Consider the following 21,020-nt stretch of genomic DNA (forward strand, 5'->3'; position numbering starts at 1 on the left):
TATGGCGTTATTTTTTAGTCTTTAATGGCATTTTTTCAAGCCCTTAGGTATCCTTTAGGGAACTTCGAAGGATTAGCTATTACAAAAGGATAGCGCACTATGAAAAAGTCTTTAACGGTATTATTTACTGGTATTATTTTAGCTGGTTGTACATCTTTATCTCCAGAGCAACAAGCGCAAATTGATAACCTCACCCCTTGTGAAAAAATCAATGGCTTATTAGGCTCTTACGATAACCGCTTTGAAGGTTTAAAACGTACCCGTGTAAATACTAAGTACATGGAAACCTGGACTGCGAAATATAATTTAGTGGGCGATCAATGTCAGATCACCGCACTAGATACCAATACAGTGACTTACCGTTGCCAGGAAGAATATAAAGAGCAGTCTAAAGCCGTTGCAACTCACCAAAAAGCTCTAGATTTCACCCGTGAATGCTTAGCGCAAAACAACTGGCATGAGCAACAAAAAGAATCGGCTGAATCATTACGTACCACTTTTGTACTTGACGAAAATACCCCGGTTATTTCAATTCATACTGGTAAAACATTATCACGCTCAACACCTTGGTCTACCTCGCTAGAAATTGGTAAGCCTGTAGCAGGTAAATAATTAAAGTGTTCGTTAATATCTAAGCAATGCAAACACGTTTATGGCCAACTGCCTGCAGTTGGCCGTTTTTATTAGATGAGCTTAATTTGTGTATTGGGCTTAGCTGCGGATAATTTAATAATATGCCCTTTACGCATAACGGTAAACTCGATACGCTGGCCTGCTTTCACATCTTTGATATAGTTTGCGATTTGTTCAAAAACTAGCGGCTCCCCCGTTATTGTATGTGGCCCAACAGCGAGTACAACATCACCGCCTAGTACTAAAGATTGTCCTTCTATCTTGGCTTGAACAATTCCACCTTGCAAACCTACAGCATCAGCAAAACTTTGCTTAGTAACACGCTCAATCAACAACCCCGATTTTTGTGGAATATTTAACGCTGCGGCAATACCACTGGGTAACGTGGTAAACTTTGTTCCAAACCAGATAGTCGGTAACTCAATCAACATTTGTTTGACTAAGTTACTACTGGCTGCAAAACCAAGCCCTTCATTACCGCCAGATTGTGTCTGAATATAACTAACCACACCAATTAATTCGCCCGATTGGTTGAACATAGGGCCACCAGAGTTACCTTGATTTATTGCAGCATCAGTTTGCAAAAACTCTAACTTAAGTTTGTCGCTACCTGGGTGAATGCGCCGACCACTTAAATGGCCAACTGTGAGTGTGTGACTCAACCCGTATGGAGTACCAATAATAAAAACTTCTTCTCCTATCGTTGTTTTATCTGAGTCAGCTATTTGAATATATTTAAAGTCATCATATTTGCTAATGATTTTTATTAAAGCAATATCAGCAGGTGCATAACTGGCAAGCACTTTTGCTTTAAAATGGCCTCGCTCTGGTACATCGACCGTTAACTCATCAGCATCATTAACAACATGAGCAGCAGTCAGAATTAACCCTTCGTCGTTAATAATTGATCCAGTTCCTAAACTATTGGTTTTAGTTTTTACCGCTTTGTTGTTCTCAAGGTGTTGTAAATCAGTCGCGGCATAAATCACCACAACTGATTGGTCGAGTTTCTTGTATAAGCTGCTATAATCTTTCGCACTTGTTAAGGTGGAAATTAAACTCAAGCAAATAATAAAAAATGTTTTCATTCCATAATCCCTTTTATCAATATTACGACTAGTAAACCTCAGCCAATAACTAAAGTACAGTGGTTAACCCTATTATGGTTACAAAGAACAATAAAAATAATAAAACTGATTACAAAACGGACTGTATTGGTCAGTGCCACCGCTTAAAGGGCTATTGCACAGGATGTGGTCGCACGAGTGAAGAGATTTTCGATTGGATAATATTATCTGAAGCTGAGAAACAGATAATACTTGATGCACCTAGGCATGACTCAAACAAACAAGCAGATAAAAAATAGCTTAACAGAGTTATAAAAAGTGGGCACAATTTATTGTGCCCAGTTCTTAACTTGCTTAGGCTTTATCTAATGCTTGGCTTACATCTGCAATAATATCGTCGATACTCTCAATACCTACAGAAAGACGAATCAAATCACGACTTACACCTGCTTTCTCAAGCTCTTGATCATTTAACTGACGGTGTGTGGTTGATGCTGGGTGGCACGCTAGCGATTTAGCATCGCCAATATTAACCAAACGTAGCACCATATTAAGTGCATCAATAAATCGGGTTCCCGCTTCTAAACCACCAGCTATACCAAAACTTAAAATACCTGACGCTTTGCCGCTGGTAATTTTTTTGCTGATAGCATTATAAGGGCTTGATTCAAGCCCAGCATAATTTACCCATAACACTTTTGGATGATTGACTAAATATTCTGCTAATTGCTGAGCATTCTCACAATGGCGCTCCATACGTAGGCCTAATGTTTCAAGGCCAATCATGATATCTGCAGCATTTTTTGGCGCAAGGGCTGCACCAGTATTTCTCAGTGGCACAACACGACAACGGCCAATAAATGCAGCTTCTGCAAATGCTTCGGTATAAACCACATTATGGTATGACGGGTCGGGCTCATTCATCATAGCAAACCGTGTCGCATTTGCTTTCCAATCAAACTTACCTGAATCGACTATCATCCCGCCAATTGCAGTACCATGACCATTAATGTATTTAGTTAATGAGTGCACTACGATATCTGCACCTAGCTCAAACGGTCGGCACAAATAAGGCGTTGCCACAGTATTATCAACAATCAATGGCACGCCTTTACGGTGAGCTATCAGTGCTAAGCGCTCAATATCAACTATATTACCAGCAGGATTACCAATCGATTCACAAAATACTGCGCGTGTATTGTCATCAATGGCCTGTTCAAATGCGGCGAAGTCATCAGCTTTAATCATACGCGCTTCAATACCTTGGCGTGGTAAAGTATGAGCAAACAAGTTGTAGGTTCCGCCATATACCTGACTGGTACTAACAATATTAGTGCCTACTTCGCATAAACATTGAATCGCATAAGTGATCGCTGCCATACCCGATGACACAGCTAACGCACCAATTCCACCTTCCATTGCAGCAATACGTTGTTCAAGAACCGCATTTGTTGGGTTCATAATACGGGTGTAAATATTCCCCGCCACTTTTAAGTCAAATAAATCAGCACCGTGTTGTGTATCGTCAAACGTATACGATGACGTGTGATAAATAGGCACCGCTGCTGATTTTGTCGTAGGCTCTGATTCATACCCGTGGTGCAATGCTAAGGATTCAAGTTTCATAATTTCTCCCTGAAAATCATTTCCCTTTAACCTAGCATTGATTGCTCACATAATGCACTTGAAATATTTTAAATAGTGTTGAATAAAATAACAGCAACGCAAAATAACTCTTGTTATAAAGCGTCTATGTATTGCAAAGCAACCCTATTACTTTACTTGGTAATCTTTATTACTACGAATATAAAGTGTTGCTTCATTATCGCTCTGGTTTTCAATAAAGTGGCTATATTTACCTTCAGATTCAAGGTAACTTCCAGGACTTAATTTCAACGGTTTTGTTTGTGATTTATATTCAATAGTGCCTGCGATAACTACTGCTCTAAACTCGCTCGCATCAGTGATAACCTTCCCTTTGAAACCTGCAGGAAGTTTGATCATAGAGCCATTCATTCCTACATCACTGCCCCATAGGGTAGTTGATAGCACACCATCCACCTCGATATTTTTCAGCTCATCAGCTTTGAGCCAAACAATATTGTTTTTGTGCAAGTTTAGCGGTCGCTCACCATTGTCGAATTGTTCTTTAGATGGCTTAACTAGGTAAGGACCTGAATCAATCTCAAGGTATATTAAGTTAGCGTTAGCATTAGCAGCCGTTGTATGATTTTCCCCTGCAGGCTGAGTCCAAAATGAGCCAGCAGGCATCCACATTTTGTCAGCATTAGGATCATCATTATGCATCTGGCCTTCTATCACCACGCCTCTATAAGTAATATTATGAATATGAGGAGGCGATTCAAAGCCTTTTTTAAAACGCACTAACATCCCCGTTGCGGTATCCGTTGTACGATTTCCCCATAAATCAGCAGCTCCAGGACTCTTATCCCCACGAAGTGGATTTAGATACCCCCATTTTATATCGCTGGCTGCAACAACTTTTGCTGTTGAGTCATTTGCAAAAGCAGTTGGCGCCGAGGTAAGTGCAGCGACGAATGTAAAAGTAATAAAGCATGGTAATCGAGTCATCAGAGATTCTCCGTTAGGTGTTTATGGCGTTTATAGGTCTATCTTAAGCCGTAAAATTAATTCGATAAATGGGCAAATCTTTAATACACTTTCGTCCAAACGTGGATAATAGCCAATATGCAAAATAGTGAACATTATGAAGATTGCTGATTTACAAGTATTACTTAAAGTTGCTGAATTACACTCCATCACTGCTGCTGCAAATAAATTAGATATGAGCTCCTCAGCTGCCAGTATGTCTTTAAAGCGTATTGAGCAATCCCTTGGCGCGCAACTTTTTGTGCGAACCACCAGACAACTACGCCTGACTCCAGAGGGAGAGCGTTACTTACCACTTTGTCAACAAGTGTTAGATTTACTTCAACAAGGTCAAGTATTGATTAACGAAGAACAACAATCGTTCAGTGGTGAAGTACGTTTAGCTGTATCTTCTGAAATGGGCCGTAACTTAATGCGAGTGCTACTTAATAACCTGATGCATAAATACAGTGAAATTACTGTGCGTCTTCATGCCAGTGATAGCCGAGTAGATTTTTACCGAGATGGTGTCGATGTTGCGTTACGAGCATTAACAAAGGAAGCTGTAAAAGAGCTTAATTTATATGGTTTCAAAATTTGTAATATTCCCCATTTATTGTGTGCATCACCTGAGTATATTGCCAAACATGGAGCACCCATAACCCCCGATGACCTACCTGATCACAATGCTCTACTTTATAAACTATATGAAGTAGTTCACGATAACTGGGAGCTTCATCACCACAGCCAAAAATACAAAGTAAAAATGAATAGCGATAGAGCTGTAAACGATGGTGATATTGTAAGACGGTGGTGTGTTGATGGTGTCGGTATTGCTAAGAAATCGGCTATTGATGTTGCCCAAGATTTACTATCAGGAAGGTTAAAGCGCTTGATGCCAGATCACAGTATTCCATTAACCGAAATGTGGTTAGTGTTACCAAGCAAACAATTAATTTCACCCGCGATTAGGCTGATCCGTGATGAACTGAAGCAGACTATCAATGAACTAAGGGAGCAGCTCATTGCCAATAACATTTTAAGCGCAGAAGAATGGCCAACAGCTAATCAAAATTAAAAAAGGCGCAGCCAAAAATGGTATGCGCCTTATTTATTGGCAACTTACTTTACGATTTTCATTTCGTCTAATAAGTTTTGTGCGTTATCTACTTTATCCATCACCCATAGCATATAGCGAGAATCAACGTGGATTGAACGGTTAAGTGCAGGGTTGTAATCCCAATCGCCAATGATACTTTCATACACACCATCAAACAGTAAACCTACCAGCTCTGCTTTGCCATTAAGCGTTGGTGAGCCTGAGTTACCGCCTGTGGTATCTACATTAGATAAAAAGTTAACGGGTACTGTATTCATGCCACCTGTGTAGTCACCATATAATTTAGCTTTGATCTGCTTTTGCAAGTTTTCAGGGGCATTAAATGGCTCTACATTAGTATTTTTAGCCAACAAACCTTCAAGTGATGTAAACGGTGTTGCTACTAATCCATCTTGTGGTGAATAACCACCTACAGTGCCATAAGTTACACGTAATGTGCTATTTGCATCAGCATACACAGGTTTATTTTGTGCTTTATTATAAGCAATAATTGCGGCCATTAGTTGTGGACGCGCTTCTTGAAGCTTACCTGCCAGCGCTTTATCTTTATCTTCTTGTGCTTTCATAACAGCAAAGATTGCATCGGCGTATTGAAGGAACGGATCATTACTTTGCTTAATTTGCGAAAATGATTGCTCAGCCAATTTTAAACGTGTGTCTTCATCATTAAGTGATGAGTTCGCATACATTTTATCTAGTAATGCACTGTGCTTTGTTTTATCAAAGCCATTTTGTAGACTAAATGCTTTATCAACTTCAGCAAAGCGCTCTTGTTTTGGTAGTGCGGCATAAAGCTCTAAAAAGTGCAGTAAAATTGCCTTATCAACTGCCACATCAAAACGACGTGTCATACGTTTTAAGCCAGCTTCGATTCTTGGTAAATCACGTTCTTGATAACCGGATTCACGCTCTTCATTTGGCTTTTGCTTTTCATAAGCAAGGCGGTATAAACGACGAGCCGTGCTGATCATTTGTGAACGATGTACATAACCTAACATACGGTCACGCTCGTTATGTTGCTGCGACTGCTCAACTAATGACGATAGCTCTGCTAAAACGCTGCCGTATTGCTTCTTCAGTTTGCGATCGTTATTGATCCAATTTGTTAAATCTTGTTCAAACTGTTTTTTACGCTCATACATAGTGCCTTTGTTAAAGCTTTCAATCATTGAGCCGAAATTTTTAATGTAGTTATTATACCCTGCAATCGTGCTTTCATAAGCAATACGAGCTTTACTGCCATCTTCTGAGTTTTCTTCGATTAACGATACATATTTACTATTGTGAATACGCGCTTTGGGGTAACTAGTATTGAATACATAATCAACCTCTGCTGCAATACGATAACGGTTTGTACGTCCTGGGTAACCCGTTACCATGACAAAATCTCCCTCCTGTACGCCTTTCGCACTGACGCTTAAGTACGAATCAGGAACATAAGGGACATTGTCTTCACTGTACTCAGCAGGCTTTCCATCTTTACCAACATAGGCGCGGTAAAAGGCAAAGTCACCGGTGTGACGCGGCCACATCCAGTTATCAATATCACCGCCGTATTTACCCACTCCCATTGCGGGTGTATAAGCTAGACGAACATCTTTAATTTCAAGTGATTTAATTAAGTAGAACTCTAAACCACCATGAAATGAATACACATTACAACGGTAGTTATCATCTGCTTCACACTCGGCCACTAGTTGTTTTTCGTTTTTTTCTAGTGCGTCATAGCGTGCTTTTGCGCTGAGCTGTTCAGTGCCTTTAATTACTTTATCTGTAACGTTAGTCACGGTTTCTGTTACATAAACTCGTGAACCTGGTGCCGCAGGTAAGTCATCAGCTGGCTTCTGAGCTAAAAAGCCATTCTCTAAAATATTATTTTCTGGCGTAGAGTTATATTGAATTGAGCCATAAGCACAATGGTGGTTTGTCACCACTAAACCTTTTGGTGATACGAAAGAGGCTGTACAGCCTCCTAGGCTTATCACCGCATTCATTGGGAACTCTGTTAACTTAGAAATTGACTTTGCATCTATCTCAAGTCCTTTCGCTTTTAATACAGATTCAAGCTCTGGTAGTTGATGTGGTTGCCACATGCCTTCATCAGCAAACGATGTGCCAGTAAATGCCAAAGCACACAGTGCAATAAGAGGTTTTAAACGCATGAAATTTTATCCTTTTTATTGTTTCTAAACTAGGTTACGCGTGAATAGTTATAAGGGTCAATATTTCTGCGACTAAACTAAGCGCTATAATGTAACAAAATATATAAACACTTCGCACATGCTGCGCTTTTAACTTAACAGCAAATGCTGCAATCAAATTGTCATCATTAATAGCTAAAATTTAATAATTATTAAGAAAAAAGCAGCCAACGATGCCTACTATTTTTGTAATCAACCTTGAACGCTCACCTGAGCGATTAGCGACCAGCCAGCAACAATTAGCTTCACATGGGCTTTGTTTTGAGCGTATCGACGCTGTTGATGGGGCAACACTTACGCCCGCACAGATAAACAGCCATTATAGTGCACGCCTCAATAAGGAAAAATACCACTACCCACTCAGCGTAGGACAAATCGGTTGTTATTTAAGTCACCGTAAAGCGTGGCAAACTATCGTAGATAGGCAGCTTGATTACGCTATTGTGCTAGAAGATGACTTTATTTTAGAAGAAAGTCTGACCGATACCATTAGCAATATTGAACAGTTACAGCCTGATTGGCAAATGATAAAACTCTCTGCTTATCAAAACCGAACACGTCCAATTGCCTACCAAGCGCCTTTACGACATCAGCAGTATTTAGTGATCCATAAAAAGTTGATGACTGGCTGTTGCGCTACCGCAATAAGTTATGACGGAGCCAAACAATTACTAGCAGCGACTGAAAAGTTTGGCCGCCCTGTTGATTGTGATTTACAGCATATTTGGGAAACTCAGGTTGCAGGCTATTCGTTAATGCCTTATCCGTTTGCTCAAAACTGTGAACAAGTTAGTGATATTAAAGCACGTAGTGCGGCCGATATTAAAAAATCATTTTTCGCACGCAAAGCTCAGCAATTCACCAGTGCTATAAACAATCACTTTGCTACGGCTGCATTTATTAAAAATGCGAAGCGAACTTTTCACACACCTAAAAGTAAAAAAGGAGCCACAGCCCCTTTTTACTCATAACACACCTAAAACAAAGCGATCAGTCGTTATTTATTAGCTCGGTTTGGGTGTTCAACGCCCATCCATGCTTTAAATAGCGCCATTTGCTGCTCATTGGCGTTTTCTAACGCTTTAACCTTTTTGGCTTTATCAAAGTCTTCACTGAGCACTAGAGTCGTACTTTGTAAGGCATCGCGACGAATAAAATCAATCGTTACTTTGTCACCGGCTTCGAATGCCTCTAACGTTGCTGTTAAGTCTTTTCCAACATGTTTTTTATTTATCGCGACAACCTTATCATCGGTAGTTAAACCAGCCTGCCACGCAGCGCCACCACGACGAACATGAGTAAGTGTAAGTAGCTCACCAGTATTTTTAGCAAAACTGTCAATGCTAGCCACAGACTTTGCACCTTTAGGGCGAGCAAGCTCTAACCCTACTTTTGCTAATAGGGCATCAAAATCTATCGCTGCCGGACTATCGACATTCATGGCCCACCAATCACTGTAGTCTCGCCCCGTTAAGTCTTTTAAAATAGCCTTAACATTCGCTGCGGTGAAACCATGTGGCATTTTGTAATCTTTATAAAGGTCACGGTGCACGTCTCGATAACTTTGCTGACCATTACTCTTATCAAGCAAGTCTATATCAAGGGCCATAGAAATTAACGCGCCTTCTAAGTAGATATTAGTACTGTAATTACGCCCATGATCGCCGCCTTGATTAATCCACTTATCAAAGCTCGTTTCTGTTGCACTTTGTACTTCACGTCCAGGGGTTTGCAAGTGACGATTAACTGTTTTAGTTAAAGTTTTAAAAAATTCGTCGGTAGTTGAAATCCCAGCACGTACCATCAAATGATCTTCAAAGTAACTCGTTGAACCTTCTGCAATCCATAGCAATTTATCAAAGTTCATATTAGTGTAGTCATAAGGTACAAGCCCTTCGGGTCGGTACGCTTTTACATTCCAAGTATGAATAAATTCATGAGCTGCGGTACTAATAAACGCAAGGTAATCTTCACGTGAACCAAAACGATTTCGTGGGCGCTGAATAATCGTGGAATTTAAATGTTCAGTGGCTCCCCCTGCCCCAGATGTTGCATGCACCATAAATACATAACGCTCATATGGGTAGTCATCCCAAATAACATTGCCTGTTGTTACCAGCTTTTTTAAGTCTTTAAGCATTAGTTCAACATCGTAATTACCTTCACCCCAAATGACTAGCTCGTAATCTCGACCATCAACCACAAATTTATGAAGTTGGTTAATACCTGTTTCGATTGGCGAATCGACCAGTACATCATAATCTGCGGCTTTAAAACTATGCTTTGAACCGTTGTTTGCCATGCCAGAAACTGAACGCCAACCTTTTGGAACATCAACCTTAACGGTAACTGGCTCTTGACGAAATGATTCGCTGAACATAAAAAAGCCTGATGCATCAATAAACGCATGGCTATCATCAATATGACGAGAACGTTTCCCCAGCTCATTAGCATAGATTTGATAATCAATATTAACTTCGGATGGTTCATTAAGGTGTACACGCCATGTGCTGGCGTTTATTTTTTCCCATTTAAGTGCTTTACCATCGTCGTCTTTAGCCTCAAAGAAACGTACTCCATTCGCTAAATTTAAAATTTCATAACGACCTGTGCGCCATGCTGGTAACTTTACGTCTAAATGTGCTTGTGCCGTTTCAGGGAACTCTACGCTGACATTACCTAGGTGATGTGCAGGCTCAGTGATGGACAATGAATAATTAACATCGGCCATGGCGGAATGCGACAACGCAGCGGCAACAGATAAAGCTAAAAACTTTTTCATAAAAACTCTTAATATTTATAATTTATTACTGCTGAGACTAACAATGATAGAAAAAAATGTGAATTAAAAGCGATAAAGTCCAGCTCTCACAAGGTCGATGAATAAAAATCAACATCAAATGCTAAGTTTTTGACTTGGTAACTACATTTGTGCCAATTTTGTTGTAAACTTAATGATATAGAAGATTCAATCAATGGCGGTAACTCTTAGTGTCAGAAAAGCTCGACGTTTTAAATAAAAAACTGAAACAGGCTATTGATACCAGAATGGTGCTTGAAAATGCCCGAAAGCAACAAGTAGATACGCTTTGTAATTTTGCAGCCAAACTTTCACTTAGTTGTAAAGGTATGGACATTGAGCTCGATAACCGCTTAGCAAAATTTAGGCGTGCACTTGCAAAAGGCGTTGATTTCGAAAATTTTGCCCCGTTAATTGATGAAATACTTAATATATTAAAAAACCAAGAAGTGCAGCAAACAGCGCAACAGCGTGAATTACATGATAGTGTATTAGAGGCAGGTAAATTACTACAGAAAACCAAAGGGTTGCCTGATGATACTCGCAGAACCTTACGCCACCTGCTAGATCATGAATTAAATAATGTTCAAGCAACCAACGACTTTATCCCTATTTTAAATCAACTTGTTGCAATTTATCATCAAGCACTCAATGTAAAGCTCACTTTATGTAAAGATCAGCCTGGCACAAGCCAACCAGGCTTAGCAAAGGAGTTATTAACCCTTGCTAATGATTTAGTATTTGAAGATGAAGCTGCTGAGCAAGTTAAGGCGATTAAAAATAGAATTTCTGAAAATGACTCTATTGATGACTTACTCACTGCTGCCATCGAAATTATTCGTATAGTTGCGAGTAATATTTCTAAAGAGCGCCAATCCGCGCAAAGCTTTTTAGTTTCTTTAAATCAAACCCTAGAAGAACTGCATCATTCTATTGTAGCTACAAGCTCACATTCTGAATCCATGGGGGTTGAGTTTGAGACATTAAATAAGCGTATCGAAGGTAAAATTAAGAATCTAACCACACAGACACAAAACGCGACCTCGATTGCCTCTTTAAAAGCACTGGTTGATGATGAACTTAAGTCTCTCAGTGAAGACTTAATTGAAAAAGAACGACTAGAGCAAGAAGACAGACAAGCCCTAATAAAAAGCTTTAAAGATATTAACCAACGTGTCGGTAACTTAGAAAGTAAACTCACGAAATATAAAAAACGACTCCATGAACAACGCTTTAAAAGTCTCCTTGATGGTTTAACAAAATTGCCTAATCGCGCAGCATTTGATGAAAGATTCAACCATGAATTTCATTTGTTTGCTGTTCAAGAATTTGATGTCACTCTTGTTGTTATCGATGTGGACCACTTTAAATCTATTAATGATAAGTACGGTCACAGTGCAGGCGATAAAACCTTACAAGTGATTGCTAAAGCATTGCAAATGTCGATTCGTAAATCTGACTTTATTGCTCGCTATGGCGGTGAAGAATTTGTGTTACTAATGCCTGGCATGGCATTAGAGCACGCTGCAGCCCCCCTTGAGAAACTGCGCAAAGCGGTTAAAGGCATTCCATTTAAATTTAAAAACAAAAGTGTTGAAATTACCATTTCTATTGGCGCAACTCAGTTTAAGAAAGGTGACACACCTTTAGTTGCATTTGACCGTGCAGATGACGCACTATACAAAGCCAAAAACACAGGTCGTGATAAGTTATGTATTAATAAATAATCACGACTGACAAGCCATTAATGCAAGTACAGCAAGGAATATGCCTATGTTAATACAGTTAAACCCGACAGGTGTGTTAGATTTACTGTCGCAATTAGAAGTCGATTTATTAGAGCAATCTTCCGCGAGTGAGCGCTATAAGCTATTTAGAAATTGCGCGCTGGCCGTTTTAAATGTTGGCAGTCATACAGATTCAAGTTCTGAAATTTATAATAAATACGAAGATTTTGATATTCGCTTATTAAGCCGCGAACGCGGAATTAAAATTGAATTAGAAAACCCACCTGAAATAGCCTTTGTTGATGGCGAGATTATCACGGGGATCCACGAACACATTTTCTCTGTGATCCGCGATATCTTATTTATTTGTCAAAAGTATGAAAAAGATTTAACCGAACAAAAAGCAATTACCCACATGGTTTTTGACATGCTGCGAAACGCAGGTGCACTGCAAGTCAATAGTGATCCCAGTATGATTGTATGTTGGGGGGGACACTCGATAAATGAGGTAGAATATAAATACACTAAACAAGTGGGCTATGAATTAGGTTTACGCGGTTTAAATATTTGTACAGGTTGTGGTCCTGGCGCCATGAAAGGGCCCATGAAAGGCGCAACAATTGGCCATGCCAAACAACGTAATACAAATAACCGTTATTTAGGCTTAACAGAGCCAAGTATTATTGCCGCAGAGCCACCCAATCCTATTGTCAATGAATTAGTCATACTGCCTGATATTGAAAAGCGCTTAGAAGCATTCATTCGTACAGCCCATGCAATTATTATATTCCCTGGCGGCGCTGGCACAGCAGAAGAGCTGCTTTATCTACTAGGGATTTTATTGCACCCAGATAACCAAAAACAATCGTTGCCAGTTATCCTGACGGGCCCTAAAGAAAGCGAAAGTTATTTTACTGAACTGTGTAAATTCGTTGAGCTAACATTAGGTAAAGAAGCACTGACAAAATTTGAAGTTATTATTGATGATCCACAATTAGTGGCCGTTAAGTTGAAATCTGCAATGGCCAATGTACGTGATTATCGCAAGAGCCAAGGTGATGCGTATTACTTTAATTGGACCCTGAAAATAGATCACGACTTCCAACAGCCTTTTGCCCCAACTCATGAAAACATGGCAAGCTTAGATTTACATTTGGATCAACCAAAACAAATTTTAGCTGCCAACTTACGCCGCGCATTTTCTGGTATCGTGGCCGGGAATGTGAAAGACGAAGGCATTCAAGCTATAAAAAGGCAGGGCCGATTTATACTCAGTGGCGAACCCAAACTGATGGAAAATATGGATAAACTTCTTCAAGCGTTTGTCGAGCAAGGCCGCATGAAGTTACCGGGTAGCAAATATATCCCCTGTTATGAAATAAAAGCGTAAAGGACAGTTGTGTCAGGACAATTACTTTTAATAGATGCGCTTAATTTAATTAGGCGCATCTATGCTGTTGATAGTAATCAAAATAAAGGCAGTGAACAACAAATGATAATGACCTGCTGCCAACGTGTTGCACAGGCTTGCCAAAAGTTGATCCGTGCAACCTCAGCAACACATGCAATTGCGGTATTTGATGGTGATAAAAGTTGGCGTTATCACTTTTACCCTGAATATAAGAATAGTCGTGCACCAATGCCGCAAACCCTAAAAGAAAACTTGGCTAAATTTCGCCAAGCAATAGAAGAAACAGGTATTGTGGTGTTTACCCCTAGTAATGATGAAGCCGATGATATTATTGCAACATTAGCTCATAAAGCTTCACAGCACCATGTTTCTAGTACTATAGTATCGACTGATAAGGGGTTTTTACCAGCGTTAAGCGATAACATTCAGGTTTATGACTATTTTAAAAAAGAATATATCCTAAACCAAGACATAGTGACTCGCTTTAATGTGGCACAACATCAGTTAATTGATTTTTGGGCATTAGCAGGAGACAAAACCAATGATATACCTGGTGTTAAAGGTATCGGCACTAAGAGCGCTCAAGAAATAGTAAGTAAACATCGAGATATTGCTCTCGCCCTTGAAGATGAGGCACTCTCTGCTGCTATTCGTAAGAAGTTAGAGCTGGGTATGCAAATGTTTGTCATATCAAAGCAGCTTGTAACCCTACGCACCGATATCCACTTAGGATTTAGTTTAAAGCAATTAAGACTCAATTAATCGCATTAACATAGCTGTTATTCATTGCTAAGGGTATAATGTTACTCAGTATTTAAAATTAAAATCACCAACTTTGTGGCATGGCTGCGTCGACTTTAAGAGAGAATAATGTTTAAAAAGGTTTTCCGTTATCTCATACTAGGCTTAGGAGTGTATGCCCTAATAGCCACTTTAGTGATTACCTTTTATAAAGATGATCCGCAAGCTATGATCTGGCAAGACAGAGAAGCGTTTAATAAACGCTTCATTGCAAAGCTAAGTATAGAAAAGCCAACAACCTTAAATAATGTGCTTGATGATTTAGGCAGTCCAGATCTCACTTATGCCAAGCGTGTTGATGAGGATGTATGGCAGGTGATTTTTTATCGCACTCAGCATGTGAAATCTGACGGTATTACCACAATGGATGAATGCACCGGCCTGCTATTTAAAAATGGTCAGTTAATCCTCTGGGGTCCCAGTGCACATGAAACGTATATGCGCCAAGGCTAACTTATGTCAATGCAAAACCCTAGCGCTGAGCAACTTATCACCCTGTATCAAAAAACCCATCAGTTATTAGGTTTGTACCACGATAAAGCACAGTGGGCTTATTGTTACCCATTATTAAACCAGTTAGCTGAGCAGTTTTACTTGCTTTATCAAACCAACCCAAACGCACTGCAAGCACAATTAACTGTCTATGTTGCCCGCTATGGCTATACAACGAATTTAGTGGTTAGCCAGTCTTGTGTGGTAGCCGCATTTTGTAAAAGTCTAAATTACAATGCTCAAGTTTCTCAACAGCTCATTGCAGTAAGTCTCACTAATTATTTGTGCGTACAGGTACAAACCAATAAGTTAGCTAAACAACAGGCCTTAAATCAGCAACAAAAGAGACAATGGCAAGCACGCCATCAGCTTGCGATTAAGTTATTACAATCAGCAAAGGTGGCTACACCACACATAGCACGAATTTTAGCCGCGCTGAATAAATATAAACAAGCTTTATTAAGTACGCCAAAAATTATGATTTATGATGGTGCCACAACGCTTGTCGCCTTGGCCAATATCATTGCGATGAATATCACCTACCGTGACGCTAATGATCACATCACACTGTTTAAAGCTGTTTCTGATATTTATATTCGCACCCCAAATAGTTTTGCTCAACACGCGTTAAAATCCCTAATCACAGAAATTGGTCCTTACCTGCCTGGCAGCATCGCAACATACGCTGATCAGCAGTTCATTTATGTTGGCACAACAGCGAACAATAAACTGCTGTTAGCAAGTCTTGCTGATGACAAAAGAGTGCGCTGGCATGCAGTTAGTGGAAAAATGAATTGCCAAGAGCGACAACGGCTATCACATGATAAGCGCTTGATCTACGGACTTTGGTTTAATGAACACTTGGCCGCGCCTATCATTAAGAGTAACGAAAAACAACAGCACATTTTATTGTTGATTAGCCAATTAAAAATCCAAAAAGAATATTCTTACCGTGCCTTAGCCGGGCTATTAAGCAATCAAGAAACCACTATAAACAATTTAACACAAGCAGTAAGACCTTATAATAAAGAACACTTAGCAGCAAAAGACTTACGTCATTGCTTATCTATGGTGGGGCTTAATAATGCACCAGCTATTATACAAGGCGTGCTTTTTCAACAGCTTGTACAGCTCCAACACCATCCATTAAAGCAACATATTCAAACTCGTCTTGCAGCACTGATCAAGGTTATTGCTTTATTACTCAGCAAACAAAGTAAGCTGCAATTTGAGCAGCTGACATTGCCTGTTTACGCCTATGTAAACTATCTATTTGAACATACCAGCAATGCTTTAAGCCGTAAAACGTTAAGTGAAGATGAAGCCAAAAGCGATATCAGCCCACCTTTGGCATGGTTGTTTGGCGTGCCAAATCATAACAAAGAGCAATTAACCAACTCTGTTTTAAGTTTGGTGGCAGATAACCCATGGACACAACCTTTACTTGATGCCGAACAGCTAAAGAAACAAAAGCTAAGTTATGAGTCACAGTTATGGGTCGCAGTTAAATTAGTTGTGTTAAAAGTATACCAGCCGAATATGCCAATAAGCAGCTGGCAGGAACAAACCCTCGACCAGGTTATTAAAACCCTAGGCTGGGACAGTAGCACGAATTTTTATTCTCACTTGCCTGACTTAAATCTGTCATCTAGCGTCTGATCCCGCCATATTATTAGACATATTGCCTAATTTAGCGGATTTTAGTGGAAATATTTTGAATAAATTGCTATAAAAGCCGCTTAAATTTTCATATTCATTCATGTAAATAAATCTAACAAGCAATCGCATAACTCTTTGCGAATTATTTATGTGCATTTCTAACTTTAATAGGAAAACTTCATGGCTAAACAAACCATCACAGTGATCAAAGGCGACGGCATCGGTCCAAGTATTATTGACTCAGCTCTTGAGATCTTACAAGCCGCAGGATGCGATTTTGATTATGAATTCGTTGATGCTGGTCTAGCCGCGTTAGAAAAAACCGGTGAGTTATTACCACAAGAGACTATTGAAACCATTGCGCGTAATAAAATCACACTTAAAGGCCCTTTAACAACGCCTGTAGGTGAAGGTTTTACTTCAATTAACGTGACGTTACGTAAGCAATTTGGTTTATATGCTAATGTACGCCCAGTTAAGTCGTTTGTTGGCACCAAAGCACGATATGAAGATATAGACATCATAACTGTTCGTGAAAACACCCAAGGTATGTACTCAGGTCTTGGTCAAGTCGTGTCAGAAGACGGTAATGAAGCTCAAGCCATGTCAATGATCACGCGCGAGGGCGCAGAAAAAATATTAACATTTGCTTATGATCTTGCAGTACGTGAAGGCCGTAAAAAAGTAACCGCAGTACATAAAGCAAACATACTAAAATCTACTTCAGGTTTATTCCTGAAAGTTGCTCGCGAAGTTGCAGAACGTTATCCTGAAATTGAATCAACAGAAATGATTGTTGATGCAACGTGTATGAAATTAGTAATGAGCCCAGAAGAGTTTGACGTTATTGTCACTACAAACTTATTTGGTGATATTTTATCTGACTTATGTGCCGGACTTGTTGGTGGCTTAGGTATGGCTCCGGGTGCTAACATAGGTGAAGATGCCGCTATCTTTGAAGCTGTTCACGGTAGTGCACCTGATATCGCAGGTAAAAACCTTGCGAACCCAACTTCTGTTATCCTAGCCTCAATCCAAATGCTCGAGCATTTAGAAATGGCTGATACAGCCGAGCGTATTCGAAGCGCTGTTGCTGACGTTATCAAAACAGGTGACCGTACAACACGCGATTTAGGTGGCAGCCACGGCACCACTGATTTCACTCAAGCTGTGATTGACCGTCTATAATTTAAAACATTGTTTTGAATATAAAAAAGCCAGTTTTAACTGGCTTTTTTATTGCTAATTTAGCGTTCTTTTCTTCTCAATAACAAGCCTAATGAGCCAAGTAATATCCAGCCAAATGAACCTCCACTTGACCCCGAGCTTGCAACCTGTTTTTGCACTGTTACCAACAAGGTAAACTCTGTCTCATGCGCGGTTTCATCATCAGTGACTGTTAACGTAACTGTATAGCTACCAGCTTGCTGATAAGTATGAGTCGGATTTGCTGTATTTGCCGTGTCACCGTCACCAAAATCCCATAGAAAGCTGTAACTGCCGTAACCACCTAGCGTATCACTTTTAAATATAACGGTTAGATCATTTGCAGTGTACTCACCTCGCGAGCTTAATGGCACCTCCACTGATATATTTTTTCTCTGTGTCAACGCCGTTTGCTGGCTATCAATTACAGTAACAGATAATGAGTAATTGCCACTGAACTGGTAACTGTGTGAGGCTACAATACTGCTCGAAGTATTACCATCGCCAAAGTCCCATGTATACGAATAGGGCGCATGCCCACCACTCACGGCCACAGTTGCGTTTATCTTTCCTTGCGTAATCTGACTCTCAATATCCGCTAATTTAAGAGGCTCGCTCAGGCTAATCGTTGTTTGTTCGGTGGTGGTTTCGCCAAACTCAGTAGTACGACTAAATGTAATATCATAGCTGCCGTAATCAGGAAAAGTCATGGTTGGGTTTAGCTCATGACTTTGCTCGTCATTACCAAACTGCCAGTTAAAACTATCTGTGGGGCTCAACTCCATTCCCTTAACTTCAAACGTCACTGTTAAGTTGTTTACAGTATAAGTAATACCAGCTTGAGCATTGTAATTTAGGTCAACTTCAACGCGTGAGTTATCAGACGCTTGATCAGCAATAGAAAAACTCAGACCAAATGGCTCGAGTTTAACCCCTGACTCAGGTTGTTGCACAAAACTGTAGTCAGTTGCGTCGTTAAATTCACTGTTCGCCGTTAAGTGACTATCACCCAGCCCTTGGCGCTGGTCATACACACTAAATGCCGCATCGCGAATTTGAATTTCTGTACTTGCTGGGGTTTGGCTTGTTCCTTTAGCTATTGCATTTTGATCAGCATCTATCACTAAAATTAAGCCCTCCCCAGGGTGCGCTGAAGTATTATTATTCTCATAGCCTAAATTTGCTAACCAAAGCAGTAAACCTGGAGAGTATTGCTCACTTTGTAAGCCACTATCCACACCTTCATAACTACGTTGTTGTAAATAGTAATGCTGAGGGCTACCGTAAACATAAGCACCAACACGGCTAAATCCTTGTAAGGTAAATTGTGATTGTAGCTCAGCATTATCTTGCCAAATAACTGTATTACCTTGGCTGATTTTCATATCATCAACTACAAAGCCATAATATTCAACAAAGCTATCTGTTACATAGCGAAAACCAAGGTTAATGGTTTGCCCAGCAAACTCAGTTAAATCAAATATATGCTGTAAATAATTGTGTGGCTGTTGGGATTCAGGGGAAGTAGCCGAATCACCGCTAATAAAATTGACCACTTGGCTGTGAAAAGGATTAGTATCATGAGTATATTGAGAAGCGATTGCTTGTCCATTCACTGTGATTTGCACATAGTCATAATCACTTTCAATGCTGTAATGGGCTTTAAGTGTTAATAGTGTCTCATCCTGCGAACTAGGAATAGTGATTTCTTGCGTCATCGTATTATCGAGGCTATTCCCTCTACCTGAATAATATTGAAAGGCTCCTTCAACTGGGGTATTAAAGGTTTTTAATTTAGCAGGTAAAATCACTTTTACTTGATTCAACTCCTCACCTGTGGCGCTGGCATGATATACAACTAGATTATTTACTTCGTTAATTTCATCCAGTGTAAACGTGCGTTGATTAACCCAATTGCCACTATATCTATTTTGCAAATACTCGAGCGCATAGGGGCTAAACATCACCGGCTCAGAGCCTCTAGGCACGCCCGCCCAACTCCCACTCGACATGACCGACCAGGAAGCAACAGGCTCACCTATATCTGAATTTGTTAAATCATATTCATCAGGCAAGCCTAGATCATGACCAAACTCATGCACGACAACCCCAATTCCAGCATCTATGGGATTAATGGTATAGCCAAATAAATCAACCGGGCTATTTGGTAAATCAGTTGCTTGAAACTGCTCATTGTACACATAGTAACGATGCGACCAAATAGCATCAGTGCCTAATAATCCACCACCCGCTTCTTCACCAACACTAGAATGAAAAATCATCACATGATCAATAATGCCATTAGGTTCATTAGTGATACCATCACCATCAACATCATCAAGATCCGTCAAGTCATAGTCCGTCAAATCAATATTAAACTGGGTTATGGCCTTCTCTACAGCTTCTTTGACTAAACTGGGCGCATCAATGTCCTTATCATCTCCTTGTCGTTCACCATAAGCTTTAGCGTTTTTATCCGCACGCACCCAGCCATATACTTGACCTGTAAAGTCTAAACTATTACCTGATGCTTGTTGGTAATATTGATAGGCACTATTTAAAGTTTGACCGCTAGGTCCTTCATAACCCGATATGGAGAACAGCATTTGCTGATAATGTTGTACATCATAGTCAGCATAATACATAGCGGTATCATCGGCTTGTAAACCATTATCGTTATGAGGTAAATCGGGGAAATCAACTAAAATAGCCAATACTTTCACTGTTGTTTTTGTATTTGTAGGCAGTAATGAGGCGCTATGTGCGGACTGTGCATTTTTAATCTTAGAAGTGACAGCGCCTTGCTTTTTTACATACTTTACAGCGTGAATCGCCGTGGCTTTACCGATAAAGTGGGTTACAGCTGCACTTTTGTTTTCATAGCCAGCTAAGTCATCTCGTTTATCAAGCCAATAGAGGATCCGCTCTTTGTTAACCACACCGATATCCGTCGGGCTATATTGATGTAATTGCGCTTTGACTGCAGTGGTAGATAACAAAAATAAAATGCTGGCACTTAACCTAATAAATTTCACAGTAAAACCTAGTTCACGATCTTATTAGCTTTATCATAACAAAGAAATGTTAACGACCCTATTGGGCATAATTACCAAGGACACTAAAAATGCATAACTTCTGCTTTTTTATCGCAATTTAAAATTCATTTCATTACAAATAAAATGAAAAATGATAAAAAGAGAAATATTCATGCAAAATAAAGCAGCTAACTGTTGACTTTAAGTAGTAAAAGACTTAAAAATAACCTATTAAAGTAAGTGACGATTTAGTTAATA

16 protein-coding genes are annotated in these 21,020 nt (G+C 39.8%); 10 read left to right on the top strand and 6 right to left on the bottom strand.

The window, feature by feature from the left end; translation table 11 throughout:
• The first annotated feature begins 99 nt into the window (after nucleotides 1-99).
• The gene (locus tag NQT69_RS10220) at nucleotides 100-612 is read left to right on the top strand and encodes a hypothetical protein (protein WP_256827573.1); all 513 of its coding nucleotides are present in this window, start codon (nucleotides 100-102) and stop codon (nucleotides 610-612) included.
• A gap of 71 nt (nucleotides 613-683) precedes the next feature.
• On the opposite strand, the gene NQT69_RS10225 is transcribed toward NQT69_RS10220, so the two are convergent.
• The gene (locus NQT69_RS10225; RefSeq protein WP_256827574.1) at nucleotides 684-1,721 is read right to left on the bottom strand and encodes a S1C family serine protease; all 1,038 of its coding nucleotides are present in this window, start codon (nucleotides 1,719-1,721) and stop codon (nucleotides 684-686) included.
• A 74-nt stretch (nucleotides 1,722-1,795) separates the two neighbouring features.
• On the opposite strand from NQT69_RS10225, the gene NQT69_RS10230 reads away from it, so the two are divergent.
• Entirely contained in the window at nucleotides 1,796-1,999 is a 204-nt protein-coding gene (locus tag NQT69_RS10230) for a DUF1289 domain-containing protein (RefSeq protein WP_256827575.1), read from the top strand.
• Nucleotides 2,000-2,054: 55 nt separating this feature from the next.
• On the opposite strand, the gene NQT69_RS10235 is transcribed toward NQT69_RS10230, so the two are convergent.
• Both NQT69_RS10235 and NQT69_RS10240 read right to left on the bottom strand, forming a co-directional pair.
• On the bottom strand, nucleotides 2,055-3,326 hold the full coding sequence (locus NQT69_RS10235; RefSeq protein WP_256827576.1) for an O-acetylhomoserine aminocarboxypropyltransferase/cysteine synthase family protein: 1,272 nt from the start codon (nucleotides 3,324-3,326) through the stop codon (nucleotides 2,055-2,057).
• A gap of 147 nt (nucleotides 3,327-3,473) precedes the next feature.
• On the bottom strand, nucleotides 3,474-4,292 hold the full coding sequence (locus NQT69_RS10240; protein WP_256827577.1) for a DUF4437 domain-containing protein: 819 nt from the start codon (nucleotides 4,290-4,292) through the stop codon (nucleotides 3,474-3,476).
• Nucleotides 4,293-4,428: 136 nt separating this feature from the next.
• Here NQT69_RS10240 and NQT69_RS10245 point away from each other — a divergent pair, with 136 nt between their 5' ends.
• A complete protein-coding gene (locus tag NQT69_RS10245; RefSeq protein ID WP_256827578.1) occupies nucleotides 4,429-5,388 on the top strand; it encodes a LysR family transcriptional regulator in 960 nt (319 codons plus the stop codon).
• A gap of 44 nt (nucleotides 5,389-5,432) precedes the next feature.
• On the opposite strand, the gene NQT69_RS10250 is transcribed toward NQT69_RS10245, so the two are convergent.
• Entirely contained in the window at nucleotides 5,433-7,592 is a 2,160-nt protein-coding gene (locus tag NQT69_RS10250) for a S46 family peptidase (RefSeq protein ID WP_256827579.1), read from the bottom strand.
• Between the two features lie 212 nt (nucleotides 7,593-7,804).
• Between NQT69_RS10250 and NQT69_RS10255 the strand changes: the two genes are divergently transcribed.
• The gene (locus tag NQT69_RS10255; protein WP_256827580.1) at nucleotides 7,805-8,602 is read left to right on the top strand and encodes a glycosyltransferase family 25 protein; all 798 of its coding nucleotides are present in this window, start codon (nucleotides 7,805-7,807) and stop codon (nucleotides 8,600-8,602) included.
• Between the two features lie 26 nt (nucleotides 8,603-8,628).
• Here NQT69_RS10255 and NQT69_RS10260 read toward each other — a convergent pair whose 3' ends face one another.
• Complete coding sequence (locus tag NQT69_RS10260) at nucleotides 8,629-10,413, bottom strand: M61 family metallopeptidase (protein WP_256827581.1); 1,785 nt, start codon at nucleotides 10,411-10,413, stop codon at nucleotides 8,629-8,631.
• Nucleotides 10,414-10,622: 209 nt separating this feature from the next.
• Here NQT69_RS10260 and NQT69_RS10265 point away from each other — a divergent pair, with 209 nt between their 5' ends.
• The 6 genes from NQT69_RS10265 to NQT69_RS10290 all read left to right on the top strand — a co-directional run bounded on the left by NQT69_RS10265 (nucleotide 10,623) and on the right by NQT69_RS10290 (nucleotide 17,709).
• Nucleotides 10,623-12,158, top strand: a complete 1,536-nt coding sequence (locus NQT69_RS10265; protein WP_256827582.1) for a diguanylate cyclase — start codon at nucleotides 10,623-10,625, stop codon at nucleotides 12,156-12,158.
• Nucleotides 12,159-12,204: 46 nt separating this feature from the next.
• A complete protein-coding gene (gene ppnN, locus NQT69_RS10270) occupies nucleotides 12,205-13,548 on the top strand; it encodes a nucleotide 5'-monophosphate nucleosidase PpnN (protein ID WP_256827583.1) in 1,344 nt (447 codons plus the stop codon).
• Nucleotides 13,549-13,557: 9 nt separating this feature from the next.
• The gene (xni, locus tag NQT69_RS10275; RefSeq protein ID WP_256827584.1) at nucleotides 13,558-14,331 is read left to right on the top strand and encodes a flap endonuclease Xni; all 774 of its coding nucleotides are present in this window, start codon (nucleotides 13,558-13,560) and stop codon (nucleotides 14,329-14,331) included.
• Nucleotides 14,332-14,439: 108 nt separating this feature from the next.
• Nucleotides 14,440-14,823, top strand: a complete 384-nt coding sequence (locus NQT69_RS10280; protein ID WP_256827585.1) for a DUF3192 domain-containing protein — start codon at nucleotides 14,440-14,442, stop codon at nucleotides 14,821-14,823.
• A gap of 3 nt (nucleotides 14,824-14,826) precedes the next feature.
• Nucleotides 14,827-16,521: a hypothetical protein gene (locus NQT69_RS10285; protein ID WP_256827586.1), complete on the top strand. Its 1,695-nt coding sequence runs from the start codon at nucleotides 14,827-14,829 to the stop codon at nucleotides 16,519-16,521.
• Between the two features lie 180 nt (nucleotides 16,522-16,701).
• Nucleotides 16,702-17,709, top strand: coding sequence for an isocitrate dehydrogenase (locus NQT69_RS10290; protein ID WP_256827587.1), 1,008 nt, complete (start codon nucleotides 16,702-16,704; stop codon nucleotides 17,707-17,709).
• 59 nt (nucleotides 17,710-17,768) lie between these two features.
• Here NQT69_RS10290 and NQT69_RS10295 read toward each other — a convergent pair whose 3' ends face one another.
• Nucleotides 17,769-20,762 carry an immune inhibitor A domain-containing protein gene (locus NQT69_RS10295; RefSeq protein WP_256827588.1) on the bottom strand — a complete coding sequence of 998 codons (2,994 nt, stop codon included), beginning with the start codon at nucleotides 20,760-20,762 and terminating at the stop codon, nucleotides 17,769-17,771.
• Between the last annotated feature and the right edge of the window lie 258 nt (nucleotides 20,763-21,020).

It is taken from the genome of Pseudoalteromonas shioyasakiensis, assembly GCF_024518675.1.
Classification (GTDB): domain Bacteria; phylum Pseudomonadota; class Gammaproteobacteria; order Enterobacterales; family Alteromonadaceae; genus Pseudoalteromonas; species Pseudoalteromonas shioyasakiensis_B.

Excerpts from the sequence above, each read along its gene's own strand:
- NQT69_RS10220 (WP_256827573.1), top strand. The coding sequence starts at position 100 with ATGAAAAAGTCTTTAACGGTATTATTTACTGGTATTATTTTAGCTGGT.
- NQT69_RS10225 (WP_256827574.1), bottom strand. The coding sequence starts at position 1,721 with ATGAAAACATTTTTTATTATTTGCTTGAGTTTAATTTCCACCTTAACA.
- NQT69_RS10230 (WP_256827575.1), top strand. The coding sequence starts at position 1,796 with ATGGTTACAAAGAACAATAAAAATAATAAAACTGATTACAAAACGGAC.
- NQT69_RS10235 (WP_256827576.1), bottom strand. The coding sequence starts at position 3,326 with ATGAAACTTGAATCCTTAGCATTGCACCACGGGTATGAATCAGAGCCT.
- NQT69_RS10240 (WP_256827577.1), bottom strand. The coding sequence starts at position 4,292 with ATGACTCGATTACCATGCTTTATTACTTTTACATTCGTCGCTGCACTT.
- NQT69_RS10245 (WP_256827578.1), top strand. The coding sequence starts at position 4,429 with ATGAAGATTGCTGATTTACAAGTATTACTTAAAGTTGCTGAATTACAC.
- NQT69_RS10250 (WP_256827579.1), bottom strand. The coding sequence starts at position 7,592 with ATGCGTTTAAAACCTCTTATTGCACTGTGTGCTTTGGCATTTACTGGC.
- NQT69_RS10255 (WP_256827580.1), top strand. The coding sequence starts at position 7,805 with ATGCCTACTATTTTTGTAATCAACCTTGAACGCTCACCTGAGCGATTA.
- NQT69_RS10260 (WP_256827581.1), bottom strand. The coding sequence starts at position 10,413 with ATGAAAAAGTTTTTAGCTTTATCTGTTGCCGCTGCGTTGTCGCATTCC.
- ppnN (WP_256827583.1), top strand. The coding sequence starts at position 12,205 with ATGTTAATACAGTTAAACCCGACAGGTGTGTTAGATTTACTGTCGCAA.
- NQT69_RS10280 (WP_256827585.1), top strand. The coding sequence starts at position 14,440 with ATGTTTAAAAAGGTTTTCCGTTATCTCATACTAGGCTTAGGAGTGTAT.
- NQT69_RS10285 (WP_256827586.1), top strand. The coding sequence starts at position 14,827 with ATGTCAATGCAAAACCCTAGCGCTGAGCAACTTATCACCCTGTATCAA.
- NQT69_RS10290 (WP_256827587.1), top strand. The coding sequence starts at position 16,702 with ATGGCTAAACAAACCATCACAGTGATCAAAGGCGACGGCATCGGTCCA.